Origin of the sequence: Plasticicumulans acidivorans, from assembly GCF_003182095.1 — a bacterium.
Lineage (GTDB): Bacteria > Pseudomonadota > Gammaproteobacteria > Competibacterales > Competibacteraceae > Plasticicumulans > Plasticicumulans acidivorans.
Window position 1 is genome coordinate 137,803 of record NZ_QGTJ01000007.1, and the last position, 17,087, is coordinate 154,889.

The 17,087-nt window shown below is 68.3% G+C and carries 18 protein-coding genes; 9 read left to right on the top strand and 9 right to left on the bottom strand.

What is annotated here, in order from left to right:
* Window positions 1–7 precede the first annotated feature (7 nt).
* Entirely contained in the window at window positions 8–2,944 is a 2,937-nt protein-coding gene (locus C7443_RS13025) for a sensor domain-containing diguanylate cyclase (protein WP_110019050.1), read from the top strand.
* Here C7443_RS13025 and znuB read toward each other — a convergent pair.
* The 3 genes from znuB to C7443_RS13040 form a co-directional block, all read right to left on the bottom strand.
* Window positions 2,941–3,738: a zinc ABC transporter permease subunit ZnuB gene (znuB, locus tag C7443_RS13030; protein ID WP_246004655.1), complete on the bottom strand. Its 798-nt coding sequence runs from the start codon at window positions 3,736–3,738 to the stop codon at window positions 2,941–2,943. The two genes, C7443_RS13025 and znuB, sit on opposite strands and share 4 nt — an antisense overlap.
* Complete coding sequence (gene znuC, locus C7443_RS13035) at window positions 3,735–4,508, bottom strand: zinc ABC transporter ATP-binding protein ZnuC (protein WP_110019178.1); 774 nt, start codon at window positions 4,506–4,508, stop codon at window positions 3,735–3,737. The genes znuB and znuC overlap by 4 nt, the downstream gene beginning before the upstream one ends.
* Window positions 4,509–4,573: 65 nt before the next feature.
* Window positions 4,574–5,023, bottom strand: a complete 450-nt coding sequence (locus tag C7443_RS13040) for a transcriptional repressor (protein ID WP_110019051.1) — start codon at window positions 5,021–5,023, stop codon at window positions 4,574–4,576.
* 86 nt (window positions 5,024–5,109) lie between these two features.
* On the opposite strand from C7443_RS13040, the gene znuA reads away from it, so the two are divergent.
* Together znuA and C7443_RS13050 are read left to right on the top strand one after the other, a co-directional pair.
* On the top strand, window positions 5,110–6,069 hold the full coding sequence (znuA, locus tag C7443_RS13045; RefSeq protein ID WP_246004656.1) for a zinc ABC transporter substrate-binding protein ZnuA: 960 nt from the start codon (window positions 5,110–5,112) through the stop codon (window positions 6,067–6,069).
* A gap of 54 nt (window positions 6,070–6,123) precedes the next feature.
* Complete coding sequence (locus C7443_RS13050; RefSeq protein ID WP_110019052.1) at window positions 6,124–7,128, top strand: CobW family GTP-binding protein; 1,005 nt, start codon at window positions 6,124–6,126, stop codon at window positions 7,126–7,128.
* Window positions 7,129–7,130: 2 nt separating this feature from the next.
* Here C7443_RS13050 and C7443_RS13055 read toward each other — a convergent pair whose 3' ends face one another.
* A complete protein-coding gene (locus tag C7443_RS13055; protein ID WP_110019053.1) occupies window positions 7,131–7,799 on the bottom strand; it encodes a DUF1614 domain-containing protein in 669 nt (222 codons plus the stop codon).
* A 12-nt stretch (window positions 7,800–7,811) separates the two neighbouring features.
* Entirely contained in the window at window positions 7,812–8,687 is an 876-nt protein-coding gene (locus C7443_RS13060) for a ribose-phosphate diphosphokinase (RefSeq protein ID WP_110019054.1), read from the bottom strand.
* Window positions 8,688–8,883: 196 nt separating this feature from the next.
* On the opposite strand from C7443_RS13060, the gene C7443_RS13065 reads away from it, so the two are divergent.
* The 4 genes from C7443_RS13065 (at window position 8,884) to C7443_RS13080 (ending at window position 12,235) form a co-directional block, all read left to right on the top strand.
* A complete protein-coding gene (locus C7443_RS13065) occupies window positions 8,884–9,153 on the top strand; it encodes an FmdB family zinc ribbon protein (RefSeq protein ID WP_110019055.1) in 270 nt (89 codons plus the stop codon).
* 138 nt (window positions 9,154–9,291) lie between these two features.
* Entirely contained in the window at window positions 9,292–11,061 is a 1,770-nt protein-coding gene (aspS, locus tag C7443_RS13070; protein WP_110019180.1) for an aspartate--tRNA ligase, read from the top strand.
* A gap of 148 nt (window positions 11,062–11,209) precedes the next feature.
* Complete coding sequence (gene nudB, locus C7443_RS13075) at window positions 11,210–11,650, top strand: dihydroneopterin triphosphate diphosphatase (protein ID WP_342774235.1); 441 nt, start codon at window positions 11,210–11,212, stop codon at window positions 11,648–11,650.
* 21 nt (window positions 11,651–11,671) lie between these two features.
* Complete coding sequence (locus tag C7443_RS13080; protein WP_110019057.1) at window positions 11,672–12,235, top strand: BON domain-containing protein; 564 nt, start codon at window positions 11,672–11,674, stop codon at window positions 12,233–12,235.
* 43 nt (window positions 12,236–12,278) lie between these two features.
* On the opposite strand, the gene C7443_RS13085 is transcribed toward C7443_RS13080, so the two are convergent.
* Genes C7443_RS13085 through C7443_RS13100 form a run of 4 tightly spaced genes read right to left on the bottom strand, consistent with a single transcriptional unit; the run spans window position 12,279 to window position 15,513 of the window.
* The gene (locus C7443_RS13085) at window positions 12,279–13,055 is read right to left on the bottom strand and encodes a ProQ/FINO family protein (RefSeq protein ID WP_170123609.1); all 777 of its coding nucleotides are present in this window, start codon (window positions 13,053–13,055) and stop codon (window positions 12,279–12,281) included.
* Between the two features lie 42 nt (window positions 13,056–13,097).
* The gene (locus C7443_RS13090; protein WP_110019059.1) at window positions 13,098–13,721 is read right to left on the bottom strand and encodes a DciA family protein; all 624 of its coding nucleotides are present in this window, start codon (window positions 13,719–13,721) and stop codon (window positions 13,098–13,100) included.
* Between the two features lie 45 nt (window positions 13,722–13,766).
* Window positions 13,767–14,849: a quinolinate synthase NadA gene (gene nadA, locus C7443_RS13095; protein ID WP_110019060.1), complete on the bottom strand. Its 1,083-nt coding sequence runs from the start codon at window positions 14,847–14,849 to the stop codon at window positions 13,767–13,769.
* Window positions 14,850–14,883: 34 nt separating this feature from the next.
* The gene (locus tag C7443_RS13100; RefSeq protein ID WP_110019061.1) at window positions 14,884–15,513 is read right to left on the bottom strand and encodes an NUDIX hydrolase; all 630 of its coding nucleotides are present in this window, start codon (window positions 15,511–15,513) and stop codon (window positions 14,884–14,886) included.
* A gap of 49 nt (window positions 15,514–15,562) precedes the next feature.
* Here C7443_RS13100 and C7443_RS13105 point away from each other — a divergent pair, with 49 nt between their 5' ends.
* The gene (locus tag C7443_RS13105) at window positions 15,563–16,258 is read left to right on the top strand and encodes a lipase family alpha/beta hydrolase (RefSeq protein ID WP_110019062.1); all 696 of its coding nucleotides are present in this window, start codon (window positions 15,563–15,565) and stop codon (window positions 16,256–16,258) included.
* Between the two features lie 65 nt (window positions 16,259–16,323).
* Window positions 16,324–17,067 carry a YebC/PmpR family DNA-binding transcriptional regulator gene (locus C7443_RS13110; RefSeq protein ID WP_110019063.1) on the top strand — a complete coding sequence of 248 codons (744 nt, stop codon included), beginning with the start codon at window positions 16,324–16,326 and terminating at the stop codon, window positions 17,065–17,067.
* The last annotated feature ends 20 nt before the right edge of the window (window positions 17,068–17,087 follow it).

The following is a 17,087-nucleotide window of genomic DNA, read 5'->3' on the forward strand; positions in this document are numbered from 1 at the left end:
CAAGCGCATGCGCATCTGGGGGCAGTCGGAAACATCATCGCGCGCGACGGAGGCGGCCGCAGGCGAACGTCGGGCCTGGCTCTGGCCGCTCGTCTGCCTGTGTGTCGGCGGGCTGTTGTCGGCCGTTCTGTTCGTCTGGCTGGCAGGCAGCGAGCGTGCCCGCGCCCGCGATGCTTTCGAGCACGATGCCCGCGACCGTTTTCTGGCGGTCGCCCGTGAACTGGAACAGGGTCTGACCGCCCTGCAGGGTCTGGCCGCATACAGCTTCACCACACCGACCGTGCCGCGCGACGGCTTCGAGGCGCTGTCGCGCCCGCTGCTCAGCCTGTCGGCCGGCATCGACTCTCTGGGCTGGGCGGTGCGCAGCGGCGACAGTTTCGTGCTGCAACGGGTCTATCCCGGTGAAGGCGCCGCGCTGGCACTGGGGGGCGACCTCGGCGCGCGGGCGGAATTGGCCGATACGGTGGCGGCTGCCCGCGATGGCGGACGGCTGATGCTTTCCGACGTGTTCGTGTACGGCGACGCCCAGCAGCGCGGTGTGCTGGCGGTGCAGCCGGTGTATCGCTCGCTGCAGGCGCTCAGCGACGAGCGCCGGCGAGCCAGTGAGATCATCGGCGTCGCGGTCGCCGTCATCGATCCGCAGCGACTGGTCGAGAGCGCCCTGTCGCGCCTCGACATGAGCCGGATCGAACTGCGCCTGTTCGACCCGAGCGCTCCGAAGGGGCGGCAGCTGCTGTATCACCCGCTCGGCAGTCTGCGCGGCGCGGCGATGGCCAGTTACCTGACCGATCTCGATGCGCTGAGTGTGCTCGAACATGAGGAGCGTGACATCGAGGTGGCGCAGCGGCGCTGGAAGCTGGTGGCGACACCGGCGCCCGGACAGTTCATCAGCTCGATTGGCGAACGGCCGTGGTGGGGCTTGCTTGCCGGGCTGGCACTGTCGGCGGCGGTTTCCGCGATCCTGTATGGCGTGATCGGGCGTCAGGGGAGCATCGAGACGCTGGTTGCCCGGCGTAATCTGCAGCTGGCCGAGAGCGAACGCAGGCTGCGCCAGATCATCGAAAGCTCCGATGGCGTGTTCTGGGTCTGCAGCGCCGACGCGCGCCAGCTGCTGTACCTCAGTCCGGCCTTCGAGTCGGTGTGGGGCTACCCGGTCGAGGCATTCTTCAGCCGGCCGAACCTGCGCCGCGACTCGATTCATCCGGAGGACCGCGAGCGTGTGCGCCGCGCCCTGATGCTGGCGCCGCAGAGCGGCGGCTTCGACATCGAGTACCGCATCGTGCGTGCCGATGGCGCACAGCGCTGGCTGCGCGACCGGGCGCGCGTGGTGCGCGATACCAGCGGTGTGCCGCTGCGCATCGTCGGCCACGCCGAAGACATGACCGAGCGGCGCTGGCAGGCGAGTATCGTCAGTGAACATGAGCAATGGCTGCAGGCGCTGTACGAGTCGCTGCCGGAAGCCCTGCTGACGCTGGCCGACAACGGCGTCATCGAGGCCCTCAACCCGGCCGCCGAGCGGCTGTTCGGTGTGATGGCGGCCGAGGTCTGCGGCCAGCCGGTGAGCCGTCTGCTGACCGATTTCGATCCGCTGCAGCCGCCGCTTGACGGCAGGCCGGTGCCCGGTCTGCGCCGCAACGGCGCGCGCTTTTCGGCCAAGGTCAACGTCGCCGCGGTCGAGGCGCTCGACGGTACGCTGCACTATGCCTGTCTGGTCCACGACCTGACGGCGCTGACCCAGGCGCAGTCGGTGTCAGCACGCGAGCGCGAGCGCAGTGAGGCGATTCTTGCCAGCATCGGCGAAGCCGTCATCACCACCGACAGTGTCGGCCGGGTCGATTTCCTCAGCCCGCTGGCGCAGCGCCTGACCGGGTGGGAGCCGACGGCGGCGGTCGGACGCCCCTTGCCGGAGATCGTGCCCTTGCGCCATCCGCAGACCGGCGCCGATCTGCTGGCGCAGGCGCATGACACACGGGAGGATTTCGCCCCCGGCCGGCTGCGGCGCTGTGACGGCAGTGAGCTCGATGTGCTCTGCTCGATCGCCTCGATTCGCCGTCTGGGACAGGACATCGGTGGCGTCGTGCTGGTGCTGCGTGAGCAGGAAGCCGCACCGGCGCCCGTGAGCAATGCGGGGCAGCTGTCGACGATGGCAGTACCCGCTGCCGTCGTGTCGGCACCGCCGCCGCTGGTCGTGCCGGCACTGCCGCTGCCGGAATCCAGAACCGAGGCGTCGCCCCCGCCCGAGCCGCCGGCCACCGTCATTAAGGTGCCGCGCGCGGCCACAAACGAGGAGGGGGGCGGGATGACCGAACCCAAGCTTACGCTGGCTCCGGCCACCAGCTATATGGAGTCGCTGCCGGCGAGCGACATGCCGTTGCTGATCAATCCCGAGCTGCCGCATCCGCTGGCTGCCCCGGCGCCAGCCGTCGCCGAAGCGAGCGCCGTCCCGGTGGCCGCCGAGCAGGCGGCTGACGTCGACCCGTACACGGCACTGCCGGATCGGCCGGCTTTCATCGCGCAGCTCGACGGTGTGCTGGCCGGCGTGCGCAATCGCGGCCCGGCGCGGGCACTGGCTTATCTGAGCCTGACCCGGCTGGCGCGGCTGGAAGTCCTCGGCGGCATGGAGCTGGTCGATATGGCGCGCCAGCGCTGCGTGCTGGCGCTGGCGGCGCTGCTCGGTCCACAGGACCGCCTGGCGCGGGTCGGCAGTGACGAGTTCGCGGTGCTGTATGCGGATTGGGCCGAGGACAGCGCAAACACCCGCAAGGAAGCGATCCGTGCAGCGGTCGCCGGCGTGCGTGTCGAGGCGCAGGGACGCTCACTGCCGATCGGGGGTAACGTCGGCTTGATCCGCCTGGGCGACGACAATGCTGCGGACGCGCTGGACGCGCTCGCTGCTGCCGAGCTCGCCTGCCAGCAGGCGGCGAGTCAGCGCGCCCAGGCCTAGCGGCGCTGCGGCCACAGCAGCCCGGCGACGAAAACCAGCGTCGCGCAGACGACGATCGCCGGGCCGGCCGGCAGATCCAGACGCAGTGAGCCGGCGAGGCCGCCGCAGACGGCGAGGCAGCCACCGAGACTGGCCAGTGCGGCCATGCCCTCGGGGCTGCGCGCGAAGCGGCGGGCCGCCGCCGCCGGAATGATCAGCAGCGAGGTGATCAGCAGGATGCCGACCACCTTCATCGCCACCGCTACCACCAGCGCGATCAGCAGCAGGAAGCTCACCCGCACCGCCGCCACCGGCACACCTTCGACGCGGGCCAGTTCCTCGTGCACGGTGATCGCCAGCAAGGGCCGCCACAGCAGCACCAGTACCGTGAGGGCGAGCAGGCCACCGCCCCAGATCCACAGCAGATCGGTACGCGAAACGGCGAGGATGTCGCCGAACAGATAGGCCGACAGATCGATGCGCACGTTGTCGAGCAGCGCCAGGCCGACCAGCCCCAGCGACAGCGAGGTGTGCGCGAGGATGCCGAGCAGCGTGTCGGTGGCCAGCCGGCGCTGGCGCTGCAGCACCACCAGCAGCAGCGCGATGCCCAGGCAGGCCAGCAAGACGCCGAGGTTTTCCGAGAGGCCGGTCAGGACGCCGAGCGCTACGCCGAGCAGGCCGGCATGGGCCAGTGTGTCGCCGAAGTAGGCCATCCGCCGCCAGACCACGAAGGCGCCGAGCGGGCCGGCGGCGAGGGCGACGCCGAGGCCACCGAGCAGCGCGCGCAGCAGGAAGTCATCGAGCAGGGCGTTCACGCATCGCGCTCCGTGGTCGTCGGATGCACATCGCCATGCAGATCATGCACATGGTTGTGATGGTGGTGATAAACGGCCAGGTGCGATGCACCGTCACGGCCGAACAGCGCCAGGTAACGCGGATCGCGCGAAACGTGCTCCGGCTGGCCCTGACAGCAGACGTGGCGATTGAGGCAGAGCACGCGGTCGGTCGAGGCCATCACCAGATGCAGATCGTGGGAGACCATCAGCACGGCGCAGCCACGGCGGTCGCGCAGCTGGCGGATCAGATCGTAGAGCGCGTACTGGCCGGCGATGTCCACGCCCTGCACCGGCTCGTCGAGCACCAGCAGCTGCGGCCGGCGCAGCAGGGCGCGGGCCAGCAGCACACGCTGCAGCTCACCACCGGAAATCGCCTGGATCGGGCTGTCGATGACATGCGTAGCACCGGTCTCGCCCAGCGCGGCGAAGACCTGGGCGCGCGCCGCGCGGGTACCGAGGGTGACGAAACGGGCGACCGTGAGCGGCAGGGTGTCGGCGAGCTGCAGGCGCTGCGGTACGTAACCGATGCGCAGATCGGCGGCGCGGGCGATCTGGCCGCCATCCGGCGTCAGCAGGCCGAGGGCGATCTTCACCAGTGTCGACTTGCCGGCGCCGTTCGGGCCGACCAGCGTGAGGATTTCCGCTGGGGCCAGGTCCAGCGAAACACCTTCGAGCACGCGGCGCTGGCCGAAAGAGATGGAAATCTCGCGCAGCCGCAGCAGCGGTGCGCTGCCCGCTGCGGCGTGCATGCCGGCCTCACGGCCCCAGTCGTCGAGGATCGCCGGGTCGGCGCTGGCGTCATCGTGCAGCAGGCTCATGATGGCTCCCGGCAGGCGGCACAGCGTCCGAGCACTTCGACGATCGTCGCCTCGGCGGTAAAGCCCTGCGCCTGCGCCGCTGCGGCGATGTCGCTTTCCAGCCGCGTGCTGATCAGTTCACCGACGGCACCGCAATGCTTGCAGATCAGGAACTGGCTGCCGTGGCGTTCGTGCGGGTGAGTGCAGCCGATATAGGCGTTCAGCGAGGCCAGGCGGTGGATCAGCCCCTGTTCGAGCAGGAATTCGAGCGCGCGATAGACCGTCGGCGGTGCGCCATTGCGCCCTTCGGCGCGCAGCACGTCGAGGATCGCGTAGGCGCCGAGCGGTTTGCGGCTGTGCACGATGATTTCCAGCACGCGGCGACGCAGCTCGGTCAGTTTCTGGCCGCGTTCGTCGCACAGACGACTGGCGGTGGCGAGGGCGGAGGAAGGTGAAGGAAGGTTCATATCGCCTGCGGCGACGCTGGTCGCATTGTATGAAATGTTATATTGTAACGTTACTGTATAACATTTAAGGCGCAGGAGAATCCGCTGTGAAAGTCTTTTCCGTCAAGTTTTTACTGATGGCTGCCATGCTCGGCGTGGCCAGCAGCGCTGCCGCGGCACCGAAGGTCGTCGCCAGCATCAAGCCGGTGCATGCACTGGTCGCCGCGGTGATGGACGGTGTTGCCACGCCGACTCTGCTGCTCGACAACCGCGCCTCACCGCATGACTTCGCGCTCAAGCCCTCGGCCGCGCGGGCAATCAACGAGGCGGATGTGGTGTTCTGGATCGGCGACGCGCTGGAAGGTTTTCTGGTGCGGCCGCTTGCCGCCGCGCCGCGCGTGCGCAGCGTTGAGCTGGCCGATGCGCCGAATCTGAAGACGCTGGCGCCGCGCGAAGGCGGCGTCTGGGAGGCGCATCAGCATGGCGCCGAGGCGCATGGTGCACATGACCATGATGAGCATGAGCACGAAGGTGAAGATGAACACGGCCATCATCTCGATCCGCACATTTGGCTCGATCCGGCCAATGCCCGGGCGATGGCTGCCTACATCGTCAGCACCCTGAGTGAGGTCGATGCGGCACATGCCGAGCGTTACCGTGCCAACGGCCAGCGCCTCGACGGCGAACTCGCCGCGCTGCAGGAGCAGCTCGCCAAGCGCGTCGAGGCTGTGCGCGGTCGGCCGTATGTGGTGTTCCACGATGCCTACCAGTATTTCGAGGCGCGTTACGGGCTGCAGGCGGTCGGCTCGATCACCGTCAGCCCCGAGCTCAAGCCTTCGGCACAACGTCTGCGCGCCGTGCGCGAAAAGATCGCGCAGAGCGGCGCCCGCTGCGTGTTCGCCGAGCCGCAGTTCGACCCGGCGCTGATCGCCACGCTGATCGAAGGCACTCCGGCACGGGCCGGCCGGCTCGATCCGCTCGGCGTCGACGTGCCGGCCGGTCCGGCGGCCTATACGCAGACGTTGACCGAGCTCGCTGACGGCTTCGTCGACTGCCTCAGTCACTGAGGCTTGAGCGAGTATTGCGCCGTATCCCGTGTCGTCGAGTGGCAGCGAAATCCGATGAGTACAGATGAGCGCACACCGCTGAGCGTGCTGACCGGCTTTCTTGGCAGCGGCAAGACCACGCTGCTGTCGCGGTTGCTGCAGGCGCCGTCGCTGCCGCCGATGGCGGTGATCATCAACGAGTTCGGTGAAGTGTCGATCGACCACGAGCTGGTCGAGGCGGGCAGTGAGGATGTCATCGAGCTGCCCGGCGGCTGCCTGTGCTGCACCCGCCGCGGCGAGCTGGCCAGCACGCTGGCCGGTCTGCGTGCACGGCGCGCGCGCGGCGAGCTGCCGCCGTTTGCCCGCGTGCTGATCGAAACCACCGGCCTGGCCGAGCCGGCGCCGATCCTGCGCACCCTGCTCGATGACGCGGCGCTGGCGGCGGATTTCGCGCTCGACGGCGTCATCACCACCGTTGATGCGCGTCACGGCCTGGCGACGCTGGCGGCGCAGCCGGAGAGCCGGGCGCAGGTGGCGCTGGCCGACCGCCTGGTGCTGACCAAGACCGACGTCGCCGAGCCCGACGCGGTCGCGCTGCTGCGCCGGCAGATCGCCGAGATCCATCCGGGGCTCGAACCGCTGGTCGCGGTGCACGGCGACATCGCACCGCAGGCGCTGTTCGGCGTGGCGATCCGCGACGCCACGGCGCGCAGCGAACAGATCGAACCGTGGCTGGGCCTGCGCGGTTTTCGGCTCGGCGCGCCCGACGCCAATCGTCACGGTGCCGACATCCGCGCCCGCGCCCTGCAGCGCGAAACGCCGCTCGATATCGACGCCTTTCGCTGTTTCTTCGCGATGCTCAGCGATTTCGGCTCGGCCGATCTGCTGCGCGTCAAAGGCATCGTCCACCTCGCCGGCCGCGATCTGCCGTTCCTGGTGCACGGTGTGCAGGGGGCGTTCGAACCGCTGCAGCCTCTGCAGCACTGGTCGGCGCAGGATCGACGCACGCGCCTGGTGTTCATCACCCGCGGGCGACTTGCCGAAGAATGGCTGGATGCCCTGCTGACGGCGCTGGAGTGAGTTCAGGCCAGCAGCGCGGCGACGATGCCGGTAATGAAAATACCGTCGAAGCTGCCGGCACCACCGATCGAGGCGACCGGCGCGCCGAGTTTGCGGATGTCGGGCAGGCGCGAGAGATCGGCGCCGATCAGCACGCCGAGCGTGCCGCAGACGTAGGCGAGCGGCGCGCTCAGCCCCGCCGGCGCCAGCAGTAGCGCGGTGATCGCGGCGGCCAGCGGCGCGACGAATATCGGCATGGCGATGCCGAAACCCGGCACCGGCTGGCTGGCCATGCGGGCGATGCCGCTGACGATGGCGATCGCCAGCAGCGTGTTCAGTGGCGCCAGCGGCAGGCGGGTGAGCAGGTGCAGCGAGAACAGCACCGGCACCAGACCACCGCCGACGTTGAGTGCGATCAGGGTGTAACCGCGAAACGGCGGCGGCCGGTGGCGCAGCAGACCGAGACGGCGCAGCGGCTCCAGCGCCTGCGGCGGCGGCGCCGTCGCCCGCAGCTTGAACAGCGGCAGGTTGATCAGGCTGCCGAGCAGGGAGGCGAACAGCAGCAGCATCGCTCCGTCCGGCGTCAGACCGAGCCGCTCGAAGGCGATGCCGACCAGCTGCAGCTGCAGCGCCAGCAGCAGGCCGGCGAGCAGCGCCAGCAGGATGAAGAACGGACCCGGTGCGAACGGCATGATGAGTCCCTCTCAGCGCAGCGTGCTGATTGCTTCGGCCAGCAGCGGTTCGAGCGCGATCGCGTTGGTCGGATGCGGCACGCTGTTGGTGCTGAGCACGGTGTCGATGCCGGCGGCGTGCAGATCGGCCAGCGCCTGGGCCGAAAGCAGGGCGTGGGTGACGCAGGCGTGGACGGCGGCCGCGCCGCGTTCACGCAGCTGGCTGGCGGCGACGGCGAGCGTGCGCCCGGTGCTGGCGATATCGTCGATCAGCACCACGGTGCGGCCATCGACCGCCGTGGCCGGCAGCGCCACGCGCACATCGCGGTCGCCGAAGCGGTCCTTGTGCGAAACCGCGCTGTCGAGCCCGCCGATGGCGGCGATGCGCTCGACCCACTGCTGGGATTCGCCGTCCGGGCCGAGCAGCAGTGCATCGGGCCAGCGCCGGCCGATTTCGGCGGCGATCGGTGCCGCCGCCGTCAGCATGACCGGGTTGCCGGACGCAATCGCCTGATCGAGCCGCTCGATGCGGTGCAGGTGCGGATCGACGGTCAGCACGTCGTCGAACAGCTCGCCGAGAAAGCGACCGACGATGCGCTGGCTGACCGCCTCGCCGGGACTGAACTCAAGATCCTGGCGCATGTAGCAGAGATAGGGGGCGACCAGCGTCAAGCGTTCGGCGCCGTGTCGGCGTGCGGTGTGGGCGAGCAGCAGCAGCTCGACCAGACGGTCATTGGCGCGGTTCAGCGTGCAGACGATGATCAGGTGGGCGGGCAGCGGCGTCGGCAGCTTGACGCGGCTCTCACCATCGGGGAAGCGATGAACCTCCAGTTCGGCATAGGCCATGCCGAGCAGGGCGGCGATGCCACGAGCGGGCGCGGAGTAGTCGGCATTGCCTAGTACGAGCATGCATGTCACCTGAACGAAACGACGCCCTTGTCAGCAGGGCCTGACGTCCCCATCTGCCGGATCGGCAAGGGTACTGCGTTGCCGCGCGCGCTGCCTAGCGCCGTGCCCGCCGTGTCCTGTGCTTTACCGTATACTCGCGCCGTTGCGCGCTGCACCACGGCGCCTGCTTCTGAACTGTATCCGGAGGTGGTTGGTCATGCCGATCTATGAATACCGCTGCGACAGCTGCGGTCACGAATTCGAAGCCATGCAGAAGATGGCGGATGCGCCGCTCAGCGAGTGCCCCGAGTGCCACCAACCGCAGCTGAAAAAGCTGATTTCGGCGGCGGGCTTTCGTCTGTCCGGCAGCGGCTGGTACGAGACCGACTTCAAGTCCGGTCAGCAGAAGAACATCGCCAAGAAGGACGACGTGCCCGCCTGCGGCAACAGCGCCTGCGGCGCAGCGAATTCCTGCGCCGGCGCCTGAGCCGGCGCGGCGCGGTACGGGGCCGCAGCCGGGCCGCGCAAGTTGCGCGTCCGGGCTGCGGCCCCGTACCATTCCGCGCCTTTTCGCACCGCACCGGCGGTGCCCATTCGCTTGAATCCACGGAAATCCGACGAAATGATGCGCAGCCATTATTGCGGCCAGGTCGACGAGGCCCTGCTCGGGCAGGAAGTACAACTTTGCGGCTGGGCCCACCGCCGCCGCGACCATGGTGGCGTGATCTTCATCGACTTGCGCGACCGTGAGGGGCTGGTGCAGGTGGTCATCGATCCCGATACCGCCGAAGCCTTCGCCAACGCCGAGCGCGTGCGCTCGGAGTTCGTGCTGCGCGTGCACGGCCGGGTCCGCCCGCGGCCTGACGGTACTGACAACCCCAATCTGCGCTCGGGCAAGATCGAGGTGCTGGCCAAGGGTCTGGAGATCCTCAACCGTGCCGAAACCCCGCCGTTCCAGATGGACGACGAGGAAATTTCCGAGGAAGTGCGGCTGCGTTACCGCTACCTCGATCTGCGCCGCCCGGTGATGCAGGAGCGGCTGAAGCTGCGTGCCCGCACCATCAGCCATTTCCGTCGCTACCTCGACGCGCAGGGCTTTCTCGACATCGAAACGCCGATGCTGACCAAGGCCACGCCCGAGGGCGCACGCGACTATCTGGTGCCCTCGCGCACCCATCCGGGCGAGTTCTTCGCACTGCCGCAGTCGCCGCAGCTGTTCAAGCAGCTGCTGATGATGGCCGGTTTCGACCGTTACTATCAGATCGTGCGCTGCTTCCGTGACGAGGATCTGCGCGCCGACCGCCAGCCCGAATTCACCCAGCTCGACATCGAGACCTCGTTCCTCGACGAGGCCGATATCACCGGCCTGATGGAAGGCATGATCCGCGGCGCTTTCCGCGAAGTGCTCGGCGTCGAGCTGCCCGAGCCGTTCCCGCGCATGGCGTTTGCCGAGGCGATGAGCCGCTTCGGCTCCGACAAGCCGGATCTGCGCATTCCGATGGAGCTGACCGAGCTGACCGATGTGATGAAGACCGAGGAGTTCAAGGTCTTCGCCGCGGCGGCCAACCAGCCGCGCGGGCGGGTCGCCGCGCTGAAGGTCCCGGGCGGCAGCGAGAAGCTCTCGCGCAAGCAGATCGACGACTACACCGGTTTCGTCGGCCGCTACGGCGCCAAGGGGCTGGCCTACATCAAGGTCAACGACGTCAGCAAGGGGCGTGAGGGACTGCAGTCGCCGATCGTCAAGAACCTTTCCGATGCCGCGCTCGAAGCGATCCTGGCACGTACCGCGGCCGTCAACGGTGACCTGGTGTTCTTCGGCGCCGACAAGGCCAAGGTGGTCAACGACGCGCTCGGCGCGCTGCGCCTGAAGATCGGTCAGGACCTCGACATGATCGAGGGCGACTGGGCGCCGCTGTGGGTCGTCGATTTCCCGATGTTCGAGTGGGACGACGGCGAAAACCGCTGGAACGCGATGCACCATCCGTTCACCTCGCCGCGGGATGCAGTGGAGACGGTCAAGGCCGACCCGGAAAACGCCATCGCCCGTGCCTACGACATGGTGCTCAACGGTACCGAGATCGGCGGTGGCTCGATCCGTATCCATCGCCCGGAGATGCAGACCGCGGTGTTCGAACTGCTCGGCATCGACGAAGCGCAGGCAAAGCTCAAGTTCGGCTTCCTGCTCGATGCGCTGAAGTTCGGCTGCCCGCCGCACGGCGGCCTGGCCTTCGGTATCGATCGGCTGATCATGCTGATGGCCGGCGCCAAGTCGATTCGCGACGTGATGGCCTTCCCGAAGACGCAGACCGCCGCCTGCCTGCTGACCGACGCTCCGGCGGCGGTCGATGAGCGCCAGCTGCGCGAGCTCAACATCCGTCTGCGCCGCACGCCGTAGGCTGACGCCCGGCACATACCGCGATGTCGAAAGGGGGCCTGCCGGCCCCTTTTCTTTGCCCGCGCATCCTCCTGCGGCGGACGCCGGGCCGGCGGCTTGCTAGCCTGTGACCGAGCCATGCTCAACGGTTGCTGAGGAATGCATGGTCATGAGCCGCGTTTTCAAACGCCCGGAATCCGTTCTGGTCGTCATTCATACCGGGGCCGGTGAGGTGCTGTTGCTGCGGCGCGTACGGCCGGCCGGTTACTGGCAGTCGGTGACCGGCAGCCTGGAGTGGCATGAGACCGCGCCGCTGCAGGCCGCCCGGCGGGAACTTCACGAGGAAACCGGGCTCGATAGCGCCGGAATCGAGGCGGCCGGCATCGTCAATCGCTATCCGATCCTGCCGCCGTGGCGCGCGCGCTATGCGCCCGATGTCAGCGATAACATCGAGCATGTGTTCACGCTGCGCCTGCCGCAGCGCAGCGCGGTCCGCCTGCAGGCCGGGGAGCATGATGCGGCCATCTGGCTGCCGTGGGCCGCGGCGGCGGAGCGCGTCTTCTCGCAGACCAATCGCGCGGCGATTCTCGCGCTGGTGTCTGCTCCGTAAGCGAAGAGGGAGATCTGTCTTATGTCGGGAACCGTTCGTTTGTCGCGAGCCGTGCTGCTGGCACTGAGCCTCGGTATTGCCGGCGGACTCGCCGGGTGCACCAGCACGCCGACCTCGGAGAGCACCGGTGAATACCTCGACAACACGCTGGTGACGGCCAAGGTGCGCGATGCATTGGCGCAGGACCCGCTGGTCAAGAGCCACAAGTTCGAGGTCGAGACCTACAAGGGAACAGTGCAGTTGTCCGGCTTCGTCGATTCCGCCGAGCAGAAGACGCGGGCCGAGCAGGTCACTCGGCAGGTCGAAGGCGTGAAGAGCGTGCGCAACGACCTGGTGATCCTCAAGAAAGGGGAGACCGCCGGGCAGTATCTCGACAGCACGGCGATCACCGCGAAGGTTAAGGCCAAGATCGCGGAAACGCCGTCGCTGAGTTCCTTTGCCATCGAGGTGACGACGGTCAAGGGCGTCGTGCAGCTGAGCGGCTTCGTCGATACGAGCGCGCAGCGCCAGTTGGCCGGCAAGGTGGCCAAGTCGGTCAAGGGCGTGAAGTCGGTGAAGAACAGCCTGGTGGTGAAGGCTGGCTGAGTCCGTCGGGGCCGGTGTGCTGCCGGCCCCGCGATGATGGCACTCAGGCTTTCTTGTCGTCCTGGCGGGCCAGCGCTTCGCGCAGCAGGGCGGCGAAGGCGGTTTCTTCGGCGGGCTCCGCCGGGGCGGCGCTGACGCGTGCGGGAGCCTGGTCACGCTCACGGCGCGGGCCGCGCTCCGTGCGCTCCTGCGGTTTGCGCGGACGCCGCTGCTCGCCGTCGGGGCGTGCCCGCCGCTCGCGTGCGGCGGGGGCGGTGTTCGTGCCGTCGGCCGCCGCGTTGTCGGCACGGCGCGGCGGGCGACGCCGGCGCGGCCGTTCGGCCTCGGTGCCGGGTGTGGCGTCGGCGCTGACTTCGGGGCTGTCCGCGGGGGCCGTTTCCGGCGCGCTGGCCGCGGCCGGGCGGGTGGTCGCCTGGCGGGCGGCACGTGCAGCGCGGATCTCGGCCACCTGCTGGACGGCTTTGGCTTTGTGCTCCTCGCTGATTTCACCGGCTGCTTCGCCGGCGAGATCGACCCGCTGGGCTTCTTTGGTCAGTGCCACCTGATAACGCAGCTGACGGATGTAGGCGGCGAGCGCGAGTTTCAGTGCCAGGGGTTCATATCCCCATTCCCGGACCACCGTCTGCAGATCCTTGTGGATGCCGAGCTTCAGGGGTCTGACCTGTCTCGCCGAAAGCGGGAAGAAGGTCTTCGGGTAGGTCTCGACCAGTCTGCCGAGCAGCTCCTTGCTCTGTTCCCGCGCACGCGATTTGGCAGCGGGGGCGGTGTCAGGGGCAGACTCCGGCAAGGTGTCCGGTGGAAGGGTAGCTTCGGTTGTCACGGGTGTTCCTGTCAGGCTGGGTAGCCGGGAAAGCGCGGCATTCTAGCGGCGATCAACAGGCTCGCCCACTGTTGTTGCACGTCTGCAAGCATGATCGGCCAGGCGTGCCAGTGCGCGTCCGAGTGGCTGCTCGCCGAAACTGCCGGCGGCGCGACTCAGCCACTGCGCACTCTGTTCGGAGACGTGCAGCGGTCTGTGGCTGGGTTGTGGCCGTGGCGCGGCCAGCGCCTGCACCCGGATGTCGAAGTCCGGCACCGGGCGGCGCAGGTGCGCCTGCAGCTTGCGCTGTACCGCGTGTGCACCAAAGCGCAGGCGCGACGCCCACGCCGGTGAATCGACCAGCACCGTCCAGCCCTGCGGGTCGAGGCGCACGATGCTGGCGTGCAGCGCCAGCGGCGGCCGTGCCGCGATGGCGAACGCCTGATTGATCCGCGCCAGTTCGCGCGCGGTGTCGATCAGCGAGCGCAGCTCGCTGCGCGGCTTGTTGAAGCGCTCGCCGAGGCGCTGCAGCCGCAGTGGCGGCAGGCGACGTGCCTGCGGCAAAGGCTGCGGCGCGTCGTCGGCGCGGTCGGGCCGTCGGCGTGCCGGTGCGCTGCTCGATTGGGCCTGATCGATCAATGAGCGCAGTGCGCCGGTGCGTGCGTGGAGCGTTGCCCGATCGCTCATGCCGGCATTCCGGGCCTGGCGCGGGCGCTGTCTGCCGGCGTTGACTTACGCATCGTTGTTGCCGAGCACCACGGTGCGGCGGCTGCGGGCGAAATCGAGCAGGCGCTGGATCGGCTGCACTGCGCGTTCGCGGAGCGCCGGGTCGACGAAGATTTCGTTGTCGCCGCGTTCGAGCACGCCGACCAGCGAACGCAGGCCGTTCATCGCCATCCACGGGCAGTGCGCGCAGGAGACGCAGGTGGCGCCCTTGCCGCCGGTCGGCGCCTCGATGAAGGTTTTCTCCGGCGCCGCCTCGCGCATCTTGTGGAAGATGCCGTTATCGGTGGCGACGATGAACTTCTGCGCCGGCAGCTCACGGGCGGCCTTGATGATGCCGGTGGTCGAGCCGACGAAATCGGCGAGAGCGACGACTTCCGCCGGCGATTCCGGGTGCACCAGCACCAGGGCGTCCGGGTGCTCGGCCTTCAGCCGGGCGATGCCGTCGGCCTTGAAGGCTTCGTGCACGACGCAGGAGCCGTCCCAGAGCAGGATGTCGGCCCCGGTCTCGCGCTGCACCCAGGCGCCGAGGTGGCGATCCGGTGCCCACAGGATCTTCTTGCCCTCGGCATGCAGGTGTTTGACCAGATCGAGCGCGATGCCCGAGGTCGCCATCCAGTCGGCGCGAGCCTTCACCGCCGCCGAGGTGTTGGCGTAGACGACGACTTCGCGATCCGGGTGCTGGTCGCAGAAGGCCGCGAACTCATCCGGCGGGCAGCCGAGGTCGAGCGAGCATTCGGCGCCGAGATCCGGCATCAGCACGCGCTTTTCCGGGTTGAGGATCTTCGCCGTCTCGCCCATGAAGCGCACGCCGGCGACGATCAGGGTCGACGCGGAGCACTCGGTGCCGAAGCGGGCCATGTCGAGCGAGTCAGAGACGTAGCCGCCGGTGGCATCGGCCACTTCCTGCAGCTCCGGCGAGGTGTAGTAGTGGGCGACCAGCGTGGCGTTCTGTGCCTTGAGCAGTTCGCGGATGCGCGCGGTCAGCGCGGCCTTTTCGTCGGCATCGAGCTGTTCGGTGACGATGTCCGGCACCTGCTCGGGGGTCAGCCGGTGCCGGCGGGCGGCGCCGGCGTCAGTCAATGCGTTCATTCAGGGAGTACTCCAGCGGTCACAGCGGGCCGCGTCATTTGATGATCTCGACGCTGCCGGGGCGGGTGACCCGGTAGAGCCGTGCCGGGCGGTGATGTCCCTCGCGGGCCATCTCGCCAGTCTCTTCGATGCAAGCCCAGGCGAGTACGCGCTTGCGGAAGTTCCGTTTGTCGAGTGCGGTACCGAGGACGGTTTCATGGACCGCCTGCAGTACGCCCAGCGTGAAGCGCTCCGGCATCAGCTGCAGCGCGATCGTCGAATATTCGAGCTTCGCTGCCAGCCGCTGGCGGGCGAGGTGGACGATGCCCGCCTGCTCGGCCGGCAGCGCCGGCAGCGCCTCGACAGCAAACCACTCGCCGGCGGCCGTCTTCGTGAACGAGGATGCTGAGGGCACCAGCGCATACCAGGTGACGGCGACCGTGCGCTGCACCGTATCGGCGTCCAGATGATCGAAGGTGTAGAGCTGCTCCATATAGACATCGCGCAGGCCGGTTTGCACGGCAAGCTGGCGCAGCGCGGCGCCATGGATATCCTCTGCATCCTCGACCCCGCCGCCGGGCAGCGACCACATCTCAGCGCGGGGCAGGAGCAGCACCGCCAGCCCTTCACAGCGGATGCCGAATACGACGATATGGACGGAAACAGGGAGCAGGGTAGCGCGCATGTTTGTTAGTGTACCTGAAACACTAACAGGCGTGGTGCACCGATCGAGCATGCCAGATCAGGAGTCGACTACGTCTTTCACGGCGGACGAGCGTTCGCGCGTCCGCGTTTTTCTCGTGCACGGGCTGTACATGAACCGCCTGTGGCTGCGGCCGCTGGCCACCCGGCTGCGGGCGCTCGGCTGGCCGGTCAGCCTGTTCGCCTATCCGAGCATGTTCGAGTCGCCGGCCAGCGCCGGCGAGCGGCTGATGGCGCGGGTGTTCGCCACCGGCGCCGGCCGCGTGCATCTGGTCGGGCACAGCCTCGGCGGCCTGGTGATCCGCCACGCCCTGCAGCGGGCGCCGTACCTGCCGTCCGGACGGGTGGTGACGCTGGGCACGCCGCATCACGGCAGCCGTATCGCCGCGCTGCTGCGCCGCCGTCATCTGGGCTGGATGCTCGGTGCCAGCCGTCGCCGCGCGCTGTACGGCGACGTGCCGCAGTGGCCGGGCAACCGCGAGCTCGGCACGATCGCCGGTGATCATCCCTTCGGCCTGGCGCAGCTGATCGCCCGGCTGCCGGCGCCGAACGACGGCGTGGTCGGCGTGGCCGAGGCCAGCTGTTCCGAGGCGAGCGACGCCTGCGTGCTGCCGGTGTCGCACAGCGGCATGCTGTTCTCGACGCAGATGGTGCGGCAGATCGACCGTTTTCTGCTGTCCGGGCATTTCGCCGTTGCGACGGATGAGCGTGCCGATTCCGGCGCCTGATGCGGCGGTGTACACTCGCCGGCCAATTTTTTTCAGTCGCAGCAAAAGTTTTCGAGAGGCAGCGTATGGCCGGACACAGCAAATGGGCCAACATCCAGCACCGCAAGAACGCGCAGGACGCCAAGCGCGGCAAGCTGTTCACCCGCCTGATCCGCGAGATCACCGTTGCCGCGCGCTACGGTCTGCCTGACCCCGCGGCCAACCCGCGCCTGCGTCTCGCCGTGGACAAAGCGCTGACCGCGAACATGTCGAAAGACACCGTCGAGCGCGCGATCAAGCGTGGCGCCGGCACCGAGGACGGCGTGGTCTACGAGGAAATCCGCTACGAAGGCTACGGGCCGGGTGGCGTGGCGGTGATGGTCGACTGCATGACCGACAATCGCAACCGCACCGTCGCCGAAGTCCGCCACGCGTTCTCCAAATGCGGCGGCAATCTCGGCACCAGCGGTTCGGTGGCCTTCCAGTTCACCGAAACCGGCATCATCAGTTTCCCGGCCGGGGCCGATCAGGATGCGGTGATGGAAGTCGCGCTTGAAGTCGGCGCCGATGACATCGTCGAAAACGATGACGGTTCCTTCGACGTGCTGACCGCGCCGGACGCCTTCGAGGCGGTGCGCGAGGCGCTGGTCGCCGCCAAGCTCGCACCGGAAAACGCCGAGGTGACGATGCGCGCCGGCAACACGGTGTCGCTCGGTCTCGACGATGCGAAGAACATGGTCAAGATGCTCGACATGCTCGAAGACCTCGACGATACGCAGAACGTCTACTCCAACGCCGACATCGCCGACGAGATCATGGCGCAGCTCTGAGCCGGCCCGTGCCCGCCGCC